The 15,761-nt window shown below is 62.9% G+C and carries 11 protein-coding genes; 5 read left to right on the top strand and 6 right to left on the bottom strand.

The features are described 5' to 3' along the window. Positions 1–50 precede the first annotated feature (50 nt). On the bottom strand, positions 51–233 hold the full coding sequence (locus tag C2L65_RS11145; RefSeq protein WP_007587908.1) for a rubredoxin: 183 nt from the start codon (positions 231–233) through the stop codon (positions 51–53). A gap of 273 nt (positions 234–506) precedes the next feature. Here C2L65_RS11145 and C2L65_RS11140 point away from each other — a divergent pair, with 273 nt between their 5' ends. From C2L65_RS11140 to C2L65_RS11120, 5 genes are all read left to right on the top strand, one after another. Further along, positions 507–908 carry a DUF4399 domain-containing protein gene (locus C2L65_RS11140; RefSeq protein ID WP_042310332.1) on the top strand — a complete coding sequence of 134 codons (402 nt, stop codon included), beginning with the start codon at positions 507–509 and terminating at the stop codon, positions 906–908. Between the two features lie 262 nt (positions 909–1,170). Beyond that, positions 1,171–3,096, top strand: a complete 1,926-nt coding sequence (locus C2L65_RS11135) for an ATP-binding cassette domain-containing protein (protein ID WP_042310329.1) — start codon at positions 1,171–1,173, stop codon at positions 3,094–3,096. A gap of 312 nt (positions 3,097–3,408) precedes the next feature. Then, positions 3,409–5,394 (top strand): DNA topoisomerase IV subunit B, encoded by a 1,986-nt coding sequence (locus C2L65_RS11130; RefSeq protein WP_042310327.1) that lies wholly within the window; start codon positions 3,409–3,411, stop codon positions 5,392–5,394. Between the two features lie 85 nt (positions 5,395–5,479). Continuing rightward, positions 5,480–7,801, top strand: a complete 2,322-nt coding sequence (gene parC, locus C2L65_RS11125; RefSeq protein WP_042310326.1) for a DNA topoisomerase IV subunit A — start codon at positions 5,480–5,482, stop codon at positions 7,799–7,801. Positions 7,802–7,994: 193 nt separating this feature from the next. Continuing rightward, positions 7,995–8,453 (top strand): CopD family protein, encoded by a 459-nt coding sequence (locus C2L65_RS11120; RefSeq protein WP_042310324.1) that lies wholly within the window; start codon positions 7,995–7,997, stop codon positions 8,451–8,453. A gap of 81 nt (positions 8,454–8,534) precedes the next feature. Here the strand turns inward: C2L65_RS11120 and C2L65_RS11115 are convergent, their stop codons facing one another. The 5 genes from C2L65_RS11115 to C2L65_RS11095 all read right to left on the bottom strand — a co-directional run bounded on the left by C2L65_RS11115 (position 8,535) and on the right by C2L65_RS11095 (position 15,737). Continuing rightward, positions 8,535–9,770: a chromate transporter gene (locus C2L65_RS11115; RefSeq protein ID WP_420852435.1), complete on the bottom strand. Its 1,236-nt coding sequence runs from the start codon at positions 9,768–9,770 to the stop codon at positions 8,535–8,537. A gap of 176 nt (positions 9,771–9,946) precedes the next feature. Then, entirely contained in the window at positions 9,947–12,313 is a 2,367-nt protein-coding gene (locus C2L65_RS11110) for a bifunctional diguanylate cyclase/phosphodiesterase (RefSeq protein WP_042310321.1), read from the bottom strand. Between the two features lie 530 nt (positions 12,314–12,843). Next, positions 12,844–13,734, bottom strand: a complete 891-nt coding sequence (locus tag C2L65_RS11105; RefSeq protein WP_042310319.1) for a PhzF family phenazine biosynthesis protein — start codon at positions 13,732–13,734, stop codon at positions 12,844–12,846. Between the two features lie 220 nt (positions 13,735–13,954). Next, positions 13,955–14,419 (bottom strand): RidA family protein, encoded by a 465-nt coding sequence (locus tag C2L65_RS11100; RefSeq protein ID WP_007587888.1) that lies wholly within the window; start codon positions 14,417–14,419, stop codon positions 13,955–13,957. A 121-nt stretch (positions 14,420–14,540) separates the two neighbouring features. After that, positions 14,541–15,737: an aminotransferase-like domain-containing protein gene (locus C2L65_RS11095; protein ID WP_042310317.1), complete on the bottom strand. Its 1,197-nt coding sequence runs from the start codon at positions 15,735–15,737 to the stop codon at positions 14,541–14,543. Between the last annotated feature and the right edge of the window lie 24 nt (positions 15,738–15,761).

The raw sequence follows: 15,761 nt of genomic DNA, 5'->3' as shown, positions 1-15,761 counted from the left end.
AACCCGCGGACCGCTCTAAACGAACGACGTTTCTGTAACAGAACCGCCGATCAGAACTCGACTACAGCAAATTCAGCCTTGCCCACATCGCACAGCGGGCAGCGCCAGTCCACGGGGATATCGGCGAAACGCGTACCCGCTTCGATACCTTCCTCGGGCAAACCTTCCTCTTCGTTATAGATCCAGCCGCAAATCAGACAGACCCAGCTCTTATATTCGATCACTTCACTCACGACACACGCTCTTCATTGATTCAATGCAAAATCCGCCAATCTGCCCCTTTTTAGTGCATGCGGCGGCGACCCGCAATATTACCGGAATTCGCCGGAAGACCCACGCCGTCCGCTCCGTTTACCGTTTTAGATCAACGCGAAGCAGTGTGCATCCCGGCGATCCGACGTCCGGCGGGGCCGGCGCCAGCGTGTATTCTTTCAGTACGATGCGGCCGTGCGCGAACGCCTACGTACGCCGTGCCCATCGAGCCGCTTTAGCCAAGGAGAAAAACGATGCTGAATAACAGATGGTTGGCCGGCGCAGCGTGCGCAGGCATGCTGGTCTTGTCGGGCGCGGCGCATGCCGCGGGCGTCTCGTTCGTCGAGCCGAAGGACGGCGCGACCGTGAGCAACCCCATTCACGTGAAGTTTGCCGTCGACGGCATGAAGGTCGTTCCCGCGGGCACGATGACGGAAGGCACGGGGCATCATCATCTGATCATCGACGGGCAGCCGCTGCCGAAGGGCGAAGTCATTCCCGCCAACGACAAGTCGCTACATTTCGGCAAGGGCCAGACGGAAACGGAGATCACGCTGCCGCCGGGCGATCACACCTTGACGCTCGATTTCGGCGACGGTGCGCACCGTTCGTATGGCCCGGAGATGAGCAAGACGATCACGATTCACGTGAAGTAAGCAAAGGCGCGCTTGGCGCGCCCTTTTTCGCTCACCTTCAATTCACGGAACGGTTTGCCGCTGCGAACGCCTACGCCGGGACAGGCATTCGCGTTCTCTTCCGTCCGCTTAGCTCATGCCGACCCACCGGCTCGAGCGCCGTGGACGTGCGCAGCATGCGTCATTCGTCCTATGCCATCCTGCCGGGCCGCATCCCGTCAGTATTCGCGCCGCCGCCCGGTACAATGAGCGCTTCCGACTCATCGCTGGTTCCTCCTTTCCCATGTCGCTTTACACCATCACGGGCGCGCAACTGGCGTTCGGCCACGTCGCGCTGCTCGATCACGCGGATTTCTCTCTCGAAGCCGGCGAGCGCGTCGGGCTGATCGGCCGCAACGGCGCGGGCAAGTCGTCGCTGCTGAAGATCGTCGCCGAACTCGCCAGACCGGACGATGGCCTCGTCACGCGCCAGCAGGATCTCGTCACCGTGTACGTGCCGCAGGAGCCCGAATTCGACGCGGACGTCACCGTGTTCGACACGGTCGCGGCGGGCCTCACGCACGCGAGCGCGCTGCTCGACGAATACAACACGGTCGCGCACGAGCTGGCGGAAACGCCGGAAGGCGCGCAGCACGACGCGTTGCTTGCGCGCATGAACGCGCTGCAATCGTCGCTCGATACCACCGATGCCTGGAACTGGCGCACACGCGTCGCCACGACGCTCGCGCAGATCGGCCTCGATGGCGACGCGCGGGTCGGCTCGCTGTCGGGCGGCATGCAAAAGCGCGTCGCGCTGGCGCGGGCGCTCGTCGTGCAGCCGGACGTGCTGCTGCTGGACGAGCCGACCAACCATCTGGACTTCGACGGCATTCGCTGGCTGGAAGAATTGCTGATCTCGCAGCGTGCCGGTTTGCTGTTCATCACCCACGACCGCGCGTTTCTCGATCGCGTCGCGACGCGTATCGTCGAACTGGATCGCGGGCGGTTGTTGTCGTATCCGGGCAATTTCTCCGCGTATCAGACGCGCAAGGCGCAGCAACTGGAAGTGGAGCGGGTCGAAAACGAGAAGTTCGACAAGCTGCTCGCGCAGGAAGAAGTGTGGATTCGCAAGGGCGTCGAGGCGCGGCGCACGCGCAGCGTCGGGCGCATCGCGCGGCTCGTGCAGATGCGCAATGACCGCGCAGAACGCCGCAATGTGCAAGGCAACGTGAAGCTCGACGTCGGGCAGGGCGAAAAGTCCGGCAAGATCGTCGCCGAACTGACGGACGTGACGAAGCGGTATGGCGAGCGCACGGTGGTCGATCGCTTTTCCGCAACGGTGATGCGCGGCGACAAGATCGGCTTCATCGGTCCGAACGGCGCGGGCAAGACGACACTGCTCAAGCTGATTCTCGGCGAACTGCAGCCGGACGACGGCAAGGTGCGCATCGGCACCAACCTGCAAGTCGCTTACTTCGACCAGATGCGCGCCCAGCTCGATCTGGACAAGAGCCTCGGCGATACGATCAGCCCCGGCAGCGACTGGGTCGAGATCAATGGCCAGCGAAAGCACGTGATGAGCTATCTCGGCGACTTTCTGTTCGCGCCCGAGCGCGCGCGTTCGCCAGTGAAGTCGCTGTCGGGCGGCGAGCGCAACCGTCTGCTGCTCGCGCGTCTCTTTGCGCGTCCGGCGAACGTGCTGGTGCTCGACGAGCCGACCAACGACCTCGACATCCCGACGCTCGAACTGCTCGAAGAACTGCTGACGGACTACGACGGCACGGTACTGCTGGTGAGCCATGACCGCGCGTTTCTGGACAACGTGGTGACGTCGGTGATTGCGTCGGAGGGCGAGGGCAAGTGGCGCGAATATGTCGGCGGCTTTACCGACTGGCAGATCCAGCGCGAGCGTTCCGAGCAGATCGCGCAGCAGGATGTGTTGAAAGAGGCGCCGAAGGAAACCGCGGCCAAGGACAGCGCGGCAGGCCGTAACGCGCAGCGTACGGTGAAGCTTTCATTCAAGGAACAGCGCGAGCTGGAGGCGCTGCCCGAGAAGATTGCCTCGCTCGAAGCGGAGCAGAAGGCGATCGGCGCGCAGATCGAGGACGGTTCCATTTTCGTGAAGGACGCGCAAGAAGGCACGCGGCTGACCCAGCGCTACGCGGCGATCGACGAGGAACTGCTCGTGGCGATTGAACGGTGGGATGAGTTGGAGAGTAAGCGGAAGTAGACCACCCATCGGGGTGTAGGACGTTTTCCCGACCAACCGTCCTACACCCTTCATCTAAATTGCCCCGCGCATCGAAATCAGTAAAATACCCGCGAACCTGCTTCCCACGGTCGTTCCAGCGTACCGCCCGAAACCGGGCTTGCGGGAAAACCGCGGAAAGCAGACAAGGCAAACCGATAACTGCTGCACGCAAGTCGCGCAGCGCACACACTCCGTTGTTTCGTTTCGCTTTTTTTGAAAACTCAACGCATTGTCCACGCACCTGTCCACAGGACATGTGGACAACGATGAACCGACGGACCCGAGCAAGCCATGTCAACGAAAAAGCCTAACGCCGCGTATAGCGAAGCATCGATCAAGGTGCTCAAGGGCCTGGAGCCGGTCAAGCAGCGGCCCGGCATGTACACGCGCACCGAAAATCCGCTGCACATCATCCAGGAAGTCATCGACAACGCATCCGACGAAGCGCTCGGCGGCTACGGCCGTCAGATCACCGTCACACTGCATGCCGACCAGTCCGTGTCCGTCGAAGACGACGGCCGTGGCATTCCGTTCGGCATGCATCCGGAAGAAGGCGTGCCCGTCGTCGAAATTGTTTTCACGCGCCTGCACGCGGGCGGCAAGTTCGACAAGGCGGCAGGCGGCGCGTATACCTTCTCCGGCGGCCTGCATGGCGTCGGTGTATCGGTGACGAACGCGCTGTCCACGCGCCTCGACGTCACTGTGTGGCGCGACGGCAAGGTCGCCGAACTGAGCTTCTCGCATGGCGACGTCGTCAAGCAGTTGCAGGTGCGCGCCGCGGCGAAGGGCGAGAAGAAGTCCGGCACGCGCGTGACCGCGTGGGCCGACGCGAAATATTTCGATTCGCCGAACCTGCCGCTCGGCGAACTGCAGCGCCTGTTGCGCTCGAAGGCCGTGCTGCTGCCGGGCGTCGAAGTCGTACTCGTCAACGAAAAGACGGGTGAACGTCTGAGCTGGAAATACGAAGACGGCCTGCGCGGCTATCTGATGGAAGGCATGGCGGGCAGCGACCTGCTGATCCCGCTCTTCGAAGGCGAGCGCTACGCGGAAAGCTCGCGCTCCAACGAAGAGACATTCGCCGAAGGCGAGGGCGCGGCGTGGGTCGTCGCGTGGAGCGAAGAAGGGTCACTCACGCGCGAGTCCTACGTCAATCTGATTCCGACGCCCGCTGGCGGCACGCACGAATCGGGCTTGCGCGACGGTCTGTTCCAGGCCGTGAAGAGCTTCGTCGAACTGCACAACCTGCAGCCAAAGGGCGTGAAGCTGCTCGCGGAGGACGTGTTCGCGCGCGTGTCGTTCGTGCTGTCCGCGAAGGTGCTCGACCCGCAGTTCCAGGGGCAAATCAAGGAACGTCTGAATAGCCGCGATGCCGTGAAGCTGGTGTCGTCGTTCGCGCGTCCTGCACTCGAACTGTGGCTCAACCAGCACGTCGAGCACGGCAAGAAGCTCGCCGATCTCGTCATCAAGCAGGCGCAGGCGCGTACGCGCGCCGGCCAGAAGGTCGAGAAGCGCAAGAGTTCGGGCGTCGCCGTGCTGCCGGGCAAGCTGACCGATTGCGAATCGACGGAAATCGGCCGCAATGAACTGTTCCTCGTCGAGGGCGATTCTGCCGGCGGCTCCGCGAAGATGGGCCGCGACAAGGAGTATCAGGCCATCCTGCCGTTGCGCGGCAAGGTGCTGAACACTTGGGAAACCGAGCGCGATCGTCTGTTCGCCAACAACGAAGTACACGACATTTCTGTGGCGATCGGCGTCGATCCGCACAGCCCGGACGACAACGTCGACCTGTCCAATTTGCGCTACGGCAAGATCTGTATCTTGTCCGATGCGGACGTCGACGGTTCGCACATCCAGGTGCTGCTGCTTACTTTGTTCTTCAAGCACTTCCCGCAATTGATCGAGCGCGGACACGTGCATGTCGCGCGCCCGCCGCTGTTCCGCGTCGATGCGCCCGCGCGCGGCAAGAAGCCCGCGCAGAAGCTGTACGCGCTGGATGAAGGCGAGCTCGAAGCGATCCTCGACAAGCTGCGCAAGGACGGCGTGCGTGAATCGCAGTGGTCCATCAGCCGCTTCAAGGGCCTGGGTGAAATGAGCGCCGAGCAACTGTGGGACACGACGATGAACCCGGACACACGGCGCCTGTCGCCCGTCGCGCTCGGCCAGCTCGACTTCGACGCCACCGTCGCGCGAATGACGATGCTGATGGGCAAGGGCGAAGCGGCGTCGCGCCGCAGCTGGCTCGAAGACAAGGGCAACCAGGTCGAAGCGGATATCTGAGCGCCGCCGCGCTTCGTGCCAGCGAACCCATGCAATGCATGGGAGGCACGAAGCGCGCGCCGCCGAACAAGGACACGGAATCTAGATGGACGACAACACTCCCGATCTTTTTACCGAGCCGGCCGCGCCCGAAGGCGACGTGCTGACGCTTGGCGACTACGCTGAAAGCGCGTACCTCGAATACGCCGTGAGCGTGGTGAAGGGCCGCGCGCTGCCCGACGTCTGCGACGGCCAGAAGCCCGTGCAGCGCCGCATCCTGTATGCAATGAACGAGATGGGTCTCGCCGACAACGCGAAGCCGGTGAAGTCGGCGCGTGTGGTCGGCGACGTGCTGGGTAAATACCACCCGCACGGCGACCAGTCGGCGTACGACGCGCTCGTGCGTCTCGCGCAAGACTTCTCGATGCGCTATCCGCTGATCGACGGCCAGGGCAACTTCGGCTCGCGCGACGGCGACGGCGCAGCGGCGATGCGATACACGGAAGCGCGTCTCACGCCAATCGCGAAACTGCTGCTCGACGAAATCGATCAGGGCACCGTCGATTTCATGCCGAACTATGACGGCTCGTTCGAAGAGCCGAAGCTGCTGCCCGCGCGTCTGCCGTTCGTGTTGCTGAACGGCGCGTCGGGTATCGCGGTCGGTCTGGCAACGGAAATCCCGTCGCACAACCTGCGCGAGGTCGCAGCGGCCGCCGTCGCGATGATCCGTCATCCGCACATCACGCACGCCGAGTTGATGCAGCATGTGCCCGGCCCGGATTTCCCGGGCGGCGGCCAGATCATTTCGAGCGACACGGAAATCTCGCAGGCGTACGAAACGGGCCGTGGCAGTCTCAAGGTCCGCGCACGCTGGAAGATCGAAGATCTCGCACGCGGGCAGTGGCAGCTCGTCATTACCGAGTTGCCGCCGAATACCTCCGGCCAGAAGGTGCTCGAAGAGATCGAGGAACAGACGAATCCGAAGATCAAGCTTGGCAAGAAGTCGCTGACGCCGGAACAGTTGCAGACAAAACAGACGCTTCTCGGTCTGCTTGACGCCGTGCGCGACGAGTCGGGTAAGGATGCGCCCGTGCGTCTCGTATTCGAGCCGAAGTCGCGCACCATCGATCAAGCCGAGTTCGTCACCACGCTGCTCGCGCATACGAGCCTCGAATCGAACGCGACGCTGAACCTCGTGATGGTCGGCGCGGATGGCCGGCCGCGTCAGAAGGGGCTCGGCGAGATCCTGCGCGAGTGGGTCGGCTTCCGTTTCACGACGGTCACGCGCCGCACGCAGCATCGTCTCGGCAAGGTCAACGACCGGATTCACATCCTCGAAGGCCGGATGATCGTCTTTTTGAATATCGACGAAGTCATCCGCATCATTCGCGAATCCGACGAACCTAAGACGGCGCTGATCGAAGCCTTTGGTCTGTCCGAGCGTCAGGCTGAGGACATTCTTGAAATTCGGCTGCGTCAATTGGCGCGCCTCGAGAAGATCAAGATCGAGAAGGAACTGTCCGAACTGCGCGACGAGAAGGCAAAGCTCGAAGAACTGCTCGGCAGCGAATCGGCGATGAAGCGCCTGATCATCAAGGAAATCGAAGCAGACGCAAAGCAATATGGCGACGATCGCCGCACGCTGATCCAGCAGGAAAAGCGCGCAACGTTCGAAGTGCGCGTCGTCGACGAGCCGGTGACGGTGGTTGTGTCGCAGAAGGGTTGGGTGCGCGCGTTGAAGGGCCACGGGCTCGATCCCGCCGGCTTCACGTTCAAGGCGGGCGACGGTCTCTACGCCGCGTTCCAGTGCCGCACGCCCGACATGCTGATCGCGTGGGGTAGCAAGGGCCGCGTGTATTCCGTCGCGGTTTCGCAGTTGCCGGGCGGCCGTGGCGACGGCGTTCCCGTAACGTCGCTGATCGAGCTCGAATCGGGCACGCATCTGATGCATTACTACGCGGCGACGGCGGAGCAGGCGCTGTTGCTGGCGTCGTCGAACGGCTTTGGCTTTATCGCGAAGGTTGGCGACATGGTCAGCCGCGTGAAGGCGGGCAAGGCGTTCATGACGATCGACGAGGGCGCGACGCCGCTCGCGCCGATGCCGATGCTGCCCGATGCGACGCAAGTGGCGTGTCTGTCGGGCGGCGGGCGTCTGCTGGTGTTCGGCCTCGACGAGATGAAGACGCTCTCTGGCGGCGGACGTGGCGTGATCCTGATGGCGCTCGATCCGAACGAATCGCTGACGCAGGCGCTCGCGATCACCAAGGCAGGCGTCGTGCTGGAAGGCATGTACCGCAACAAGCCAACCGAAGAGCAGTTGTCGGGTGCCGCGCTGGCTCCGAATGTCGGCAAGCGTGCCCGCAAGGGTCGTGCGCCGGATACGAAGCTGAAAGAGGTGACGTCGCTGCGTCCGGTGTTGGGCGCGTAACGCACGCAAACGCCGCAGGCAAACGCCGTGAGCGGGGTGTCTCACGGCGCAACACAAAAACAACGAAGAAAACAGCGCAGCGAATGAACTGCGCATAATGTCACGAGTCGAACGCGGTCATTGGCGCATGTCAGTGCCGCGTGTTTCGACAGGACATAACGGCAGCGCGCTACATCGGCAAAGGAAAACAACTATGAACAAGGCGATTGAAGTCGCGCTCTTTCTGCATCTGCTGGGTGTCGCCGTGTGGATCGGCGGCATGATATTCGCGCATTTCTGCCTGCGTCCGGCACTCGAAGATCTCTCGCCGCAATTGCGTCTGCCGCTGTGGGAATCGGTATTTGGCCGGTTCTTCAACTGGGTCGGCGTGTCGGTGCTGGTCATTCTGCTGACGGGCGGTTTCCTGCTGATGCAGTTCGGCGGTGGCCACGCCACCTGGCAGCTTCACGCGATGGCCGGTATCGGCATCGTGATGATGCTGATTTTCGGGCATATCCGCTTCGCAGTTTTTCCGCGTATCCGTCGCGCGGTGCAGGCACAGAAATGGCCCGATGGCGCGCGCGCCGTCGCGACCGTGCGGCGGCTCGTCGTCGTCAATCTGGTGCTGGGCGTCGTGACGATTGGTGTGGCAGCGTTGTCGCGCGGGTTTTAAGCGCGGTTGCAACACGCACGACGTTTCAAACGAAAGCGCCGCTGATGCGGCGCTTTTCTATTGGCAACATGCAATGCGTCATCACCCCGCGTGCCCAAAATACAGCCACACGCCGCACACGATCGCAACCGTCCCATACACCGCGTACACGGGCAGCTTCAGCTTTGCGAAGCACACGCCCGAGAACAGCGCCGTCACGAGATACGCTGGTTCGAACGGCACATTGCGCACGATACGCAGCACCGCGACGGCCAGAAACGCCGTCGTCACCGCGCGCAGCACGCGCATGCCGTGCTCGAAACGCGGGTTCGTTTTCAATTGATGCAGATGGCGCTGGGCAAGCACGACTAGACAGCCCGACGGTACGAAGAGCGCGATCGTCGCGATCAGCGCGCCGCGCCATCCTTCGACGAGATAGCCGAAGAACGGCACGACGTTCAAGAGCGGCCCCGGCGACAAGGGCGATAGCGAAAACGCCAGCGTGAAGTCGTTGTTGGTCACACCGACCGCGGGCGTAACGAATAGCGTCTTCAACACGGGCAGCGCGGAGAAGCCACCGCCGAACAACGTCAGTCCCGCGCCCGCGAGACGCGGCCACAACAGCGCAAGCTCATAGCGATGCGGCAGCGGCACCGCGAAGATCAGCAGCAACACGCACAGGCCGATCAGCAGCCGCCAGTCGCCGGCACTGAGCGTCGTCGAGAGGCGTGCGCCGCGCGCGTTACTGCGCACCCAGCCCGACATGAACGCAGCACCGAGAATGCCGATATACGCGGCCGGCGTATGCGCGCCGACCAGCGCGATGCTGCCGAGCACGGCTGCCGTCCATTCGAGCCGTCCGCGCACGAGCGCGCGGGTCTGCTTGTACCAGGTGACGCCGATCAGCGTGGCGAGCACGACGCTGAAATGATTGAGCAGCGTCTGCGAGGCGACTTCGCGCACGATCGGCGTGCGATAGAAGATCGCGAACGCCGTCATCAGCATGAAGAAGGGCAAGACGCTGGCGATGCCCGCGACCCACGCGCCCGCGCGTCCGCGCAGCACATGGCCAAGCTGCACCGCGACGTTGCAGCCGACGGGACCCGGCACCATCCACGCCAGGGCGACGATGTCGGAGTACGCGAGACGCGTGAGGCGCTCCTCACGCTCGACGTAGTGGTTCTCCAGTTGCGCCATCAACGCGAGTCCGCCCCACGATAGCGCGGACAAACCGAACACCACGCGAAAGAGCGTCCAGAGCGGCTCGCGCTCGTGGCATCGCGTGGCTTCGTCTCCAGTCGGCGCATGGAGCGCCGTCATCTGCCGGGCTGGCTGCATGTGAACACCTGTTGGGCTGGTTTCTTATCCGGCGCGCACTGCCGATGGCCGCGACTGCACGCGCTGAGGTCATGCGAGGTCGAGCGCGTTCGCCCGATGTGTGTCGATACCGCTTGTCGTCCGCCTGCGTAAAGCCTGGCAGCGGCGCCGCCGCGCGGAAACGAGCCGCTCTCGGCTCAGGCCGATTCGTTGCTCGTGCTGGTGCTCGCGGCGTCGCTGTTGTCAACGTCGCTCGCGTGAGCATGACGCGTGGTGCCGCATACGCCGAAGCGTTCGAGCAACGCCGGAATGGCGTCAGCGGGCACGGGCCGCGAGAACAGAAATCCCTGCGCTTCGATGTGCCCCAACGCCGCGAGCCACGCAATCTGTTCTTCCGTCTCCGTGCCTTCGACCACCACCGTCAGTCCCAGCGAGCGCGCCAGATTGACGATGGCCGTCACCATCACGCACACGCTGCGGTCGCCTGGAATGGCCTGCACGAACGAGCGGTCGACCTTCAGGGTGTCGACCGAGAAGCGGTTCAGATACGACAGCGACGAATAGCCGGTGCCGAAGTCGTCGAGCGCGATGCGCACGCCGAGCCGCTTCAACGCGAAGATCTTTTCGGAGACGAGATCGGGATACTCCATCATCGCCGTCTCGGTGATTTCGAGTTCGAGGCGGCGCGCGGAGATACCCGTTTCCTCGATGGCTTGCGAGATCGTCTCGAACAGATCGCCGCGCCAGAACTGTACGGCCGAAATGTTCACGGCGAGTGACAGCGTGTCGTAACCCTGTTGCTGCCATTGCGCGAGCTGCCGGCACGCGGTGCGGATCACGAAGTCGCCGATGGGCACGATCAGGCCCGTCGATTCGGCAACCGGGATGAACTCGTTCGCGGGAATCAGGCCGTGCTGCGGATGATTCCAGCGCACGAGCGCTTCGAAGCCCGTGATGCAGCGGCGCGCGAGATCGATCTTCGGCTGATAGGCAAGGAACAGTTGCTGGTCGGCGAGCGCGACGCGTAGCTGCTGTTCCCACTTCATCAGATGGTCCGCGCGATGCGACAGATGCGGCGAGTAAAACTGATAGCAGTTCTTGCCCGCGTCCTTCGCGCTGTACATCGCGAGGTCAGCTTTTTTCAGCAGGTCGATTTCGCTTTCGTTCGCAACCGAGTAGAGCGCGATGCCGATGCTCGCATGCAGTACGAACGAACTGCCGCGTACTTCGAACGGCTTCGCGAACACGTCGGCGATCGCTTCCGCGAGCGTCACCGAGCGTTTCTCGACATCTTCGCCCTTGATCACGACGACGAACTCGTCGCCACCGATGCGCGACAACGCGCCCGCATCGGCGACGGCATCCGCGAGACGCGCGGCTGTCATCTGCAGCACGATGTCGCCGGCGTTGTGGCCGAGCGTGTCGTTGACGGTCTTGAAGTTGTCGAGGTCGATGAAGAGAATCGCGAGATGCCCGAGGTTGACCGGCTGCGCCACGTCGTGACGCAGACTCTGCAGCGTCGAATATCGGTTGCGCAGACCCGTGAGCAGATCGAACTCGACGAGATGCGTCATCTCGCGCTCGCGTCCCAGCAGCTTGCCGATCAGACCCGTGGCGACGGCGAAGAAGCCGAGCATCGCGAGCGAGATAAAGCTCGCCATCAGCAGATAGACGTTGCGCGTGTGGTTGTAGTCGGCGAATTCTTCGGCCTGCGACAGACCGACCAGCACGCCGAGCGGATAGCCGTCGATATGCCGGTACGACACGATGCGCGTGACGTTGTCGATCGAATCGACGTAGGTGCCCGACACATGCTCCGAAGTCGGATAGACGCCCGTCGCCGTGAACACGCCTTGCGTATGGTCGGCGTTGCCCGTGCGCCGTGCGAGCACCGCGCCGCTGTCGGAGATCACCGCGATGACGCCTTCACGTCCGATAGCCGCGTTGTTGTAGAAGTCGCTCGTGAAATAGCTCGGGTCTTCCGACACCACCACGACGCCCGCGAACGAACCATCGGGGTGATTCAGACGGCGCGTCATCTGCAAGGTCCAATGGCCCGAGACGCGGCCGAGCACGGGCTTGCTGATGAACAGCTGGTCGTCGTTCTCGTGCTCGTGTACCTTGAAGTGCTCGCGGTCCGACAGGTCGATCGGTTTCGGATTGGGATCTGCCGTGTTCGCGATGAGCTTGCCATGCTCGTCAATCAGCGAAACCTGCACGAGTGTTTCGCTTTGCACGACGCCTTTTTCAACCGTGCTGCCGAGATCGAAATGTCCCGGCGTTTTTTCGAATTCGAATTTGACAAAGCGCGTGATCTGATCGACCTGGTGAATCGCCTTCACCGTGTGCTGTTCGAGTGCCGCCGACAAGATCGCCGCCGACGCCATCGCTTCGCGATACGTCGTTTCCTTCTCAACCGACAGTCGCGCAAAGATAACGGTCCACAGCAGCACGAGCACCAGCACGCCGAGCGCGGGAATCGCGAGCAGCGCGCGTCGGCGGGTTCCCGCCGGATCGAGGCGGTGCCTGACGTCGCGGGCGGAAGCGTGGCGGAACTGATTCATCGGCTAGACCGTGACCCTGTGCCTTGCGGCTGTGCTTGTGTTGCGGTGTTTGCGTTTCGGTTGACTGCGCGAATGTTAAAGCAACCGGCTGCTTTGACGATTGACACGCCGCAGTCGCGACGTGGGAGCAGGGGCGTGGTGGCGAGCCAGACCACCCATTGGTCATCGGTTACGATTTGATATTACTGAATGGGCAATAATTAAGGAAGGGCTGGCGCATCGGGTATACGCTGTCCCTGGCGGGCATACAGGGCAACGTTTGCGCCAATCGCGTGCATTGCCCGAACAGGCGCATCAGGCGGGCGTTTGAAAGATTTTGTCGAAACCGCGGCAAGCACGATCGATTGCCGCAATGACAGTTCGACAGCCATCATGGCAATGCGGCCATTCATGCAGTGTGCATGAATGGCCGCATTTGCGTTGGATTGGGGCATTTTATCTGTGCGCATCGAGTGGATTTTTAGAACATCCAGGTGACGCGCAAATGTCAATTCAGTCGCCGCTTATTCCCATTAATTACGCTTGCAGTTTCACGGCAGACGGAATGTGCCGTCGATAATCGTCACCGACGCGCCGCCTATCCAGGTCTTGCCTGCTGCATCGTCGTAGCGGACATAGACGTCGCCGGCGCGGCCGAGCGCGGTGCCCTGGCGTACGCTGTATTGACTGCCGGGCCGCATGTTCTGCGTGGTCAGCAGCCCCGCGACCGCGGCGTTCGCGCTGCCCGTGACAGGGTCTTCCCCTACACCGAGGTTGCCGCCCAATAGCAGGCAGCGCAACTCGAAAGTTGCCGGGCCATTTGCGTCATGAGGGCCGTAAGCCGCAAGGCCTAGCGCGCCTGCCGTTTGCGCGACACGCCGCAGCGCCGCCGCATCGGGATCGAGCGCGAGACATGCGTCCGCCGATTTCATACGGACGATGAGCCATTTGGGACCATTGTCGACACCGCACGGCTGCGCCGTGTAATCGATTGCATCGCTACGCAACGCATCGGCGAGCGCGGCGTATTCGCTCTGCGCCAGCGGCTTGACGCGCGCGGGCGGCGCAGCGAATGCCCACACGTTGCGCGCGCTATCGTCTTCCGTCAGTTCGATCAGGCCCGCCGCGCATTGCTGGACGAGGCGGCCCGGCTGCTTCGGCTGATTGCCCGCTTCGCGCCAGGCGTGCGCGCTGCCGAGCGTCGGATGGCCGGCGAACGGCAACTCGCCTCCCGTCGTGAAGATGCGCACCCGGTAATCGGCCGACGGGTCGGTCGGCTTTAGCAGGAACGTCGTCTCCGACAGATTCGTCCAGCGCGCAATGGCCTGCATCTGTTCGGTGTCGAGTGTGTCCGCATCGAAAACCACCGCGAGCGGATTACCTTTGAACGGCACGGACGTGAATACATCGACCTGTTTGAAACGGACGGTTTGCTCTTGCATCGTGTGTCCCTGTTCGATGTCTGACCTGGGGTTTGTGCGCAGTGCGATGTTCGCGTGCCGTGTTGTGACGGCACAACGTCGAGGCGCGCGAGGTCGACCGTAGATACAAAAAAACGCCGCCGATGACGCTTTCACATCATCGACGGCGCGTTAGCGTCGGTACTGATTCGCGACGAAGGCGCTCGCAACAAGGAACGCCTCACGCGTGGTTCCGCGCCGCTTATTGCACCTCGGCAATCAGTTCGATCTCGACGCATGCGCCAAGCGGAATCTGCGCGACGCCGAATGCCGAACGCGCGTGCTTGCCGCGCTCGCCGAACACGTCGGCGATCAGTTCCGATGCGCCGTTCGTGACGATGTGCTGCTCGGTGAAATCGAGCGTCGAGTTCACGAGGCTCATCACCTTGACGATGCGCGTCACGCGGTTCAGGTCGCCGACATGCGTGTGCAATGTCGCGAGCAGATCGATCGCGACCGAACGTGCGGCCGTCTTGCCTTCTTCCGTGCTGACGTTGTCGCCGAGCTTGCCGGCCCACACCTTGCCGTCTTTCTTCGCGATGTGACCCGACAGGTACACCGTGTTGCCGCTTTGCGCGCTCATCACATACGCGGCAGCGGGCGCGCCCGCGACGGGCAGTTCGATGCCCAGTTCCTTCAGCTTGTCATACACATTCGATTGAGCCATGACGTGTCCTCGTCGATGAATGGAAAGAATCGTGAAGCGTGCGCGCGACCGATGGCGATTCGCTATTGGCCGCGCGCTCGCGCCGTGAGAGGCGCGCGATGGCGCATCTTACAGCGGGTGTTCAGACGCGCGCGCGGATGAGTTCCGCGAGACGCGCAACGCCTTCGTCGATTTTCGCGGGCGGCACGGTCACGAACGACAGGCGCAGCGTGTTGTGCTGCGCTTCGTTCGCGAAGAACGGACCGCCCGGCACGAACGCGACGTTTTGCGCGACGGCTTGTTCGAGCAGCTTCATCGTGTCGATGTGCTTCGGCAGCGTCACCCAGATGAACATGCCGCCTTCCGGCCGGTTCCACGTCACGCCTTCGGGCATGTAGCGTTCGAGCGAGCCGAGCATCGCTTCGCACTGGTCGCGATACAGCGCGCGGATTTTCGGCACGTGCGTATCGAGGAAGCCGTCTTTCACGACTTCATGCACGATGCGCTGCGTGAAGCTTGGCGTGTGGAGATCCGTGGCCTGCTTGGCTTGCACGAGCTTGAAGTGCAGTTCCTCGGGCGCAATGATGTAGCCGATGCGCAGGCCGGGCGCCAGCACCTTCGAGAACGAGCCGAGATGCACGATGTGATCGGGCGACATCGACAGCATGGTCGGCAGCGGCTCGCCGCGATAGTCGAGCGCGCCGTACGGATCGTCTTCGATGACGGGGAAGGGCGCCGACTTTGCGAATTCGGCGAGTGCGCGGCGGCGCTCGATGGGCAGGCGGCGTCCCGTCGGATTCTGGAAGTTCGGCTGCGCGTACAGCAGGCGCGCGCCCTTCGTCAGCTCGGGCGTGAGGCTTTCGGGGATCAGGCCGTTATCGTCCGTCGGGACCTGCACGTAGTGCGGCTCGTACATCGAGAACGATTGCAGCGCGCCGAGATAGGTCGGCGTTTCGACCAGCACCGGGCTTTCCGGGCAGACCAGCACCTTGCCGAGCAGATCGAGTGCCTGTTGCGAGCCCGTCGTGATCAGCACCTGCGAAGGACGGATCTGCGCGCCGTTCACCGAATAGCGTTGCGCAACCCATTCGCGCAGCGGCAGATAGCCTTCCGTCGCGCTGTACTGGAGCGCGGCGGCGGGCGAATCGCGCAGGATGCGGTCGGAGGCTACGCGCATTTCTTCCGCCGGGAAGGTGGCCGGCGACGGCAGACCGCCCGCGAACGAAATGACCTCGGGACGCTCGGTGACCTTCAGGATTTCGCGAATCGCCGAGCTGGTCAGCTTGCGAGCGCGTTCGGACAATTGCCAGGTCGGGGCATTGAGGTCGCTTTGATTCATGGTCTCCTCGTCGTTGTAGCAGGA

The organism is Paraburkholderia terrae, from assembly GCF_002902925.1.
In the GTDB taxonomy this organism is placed as follows: Bacteria; Pseudomonadota; Gammaproteobacteria; order Burkholderiales; family Burkholderiaceae; genus Paraburkholderia; species Paraburkholderia terrae.
The sequence above is the reverse complement of the archived record's forward strand: the minus strand, read 5'-3'. Positions and strand labels throughout refer to the sequence as shown.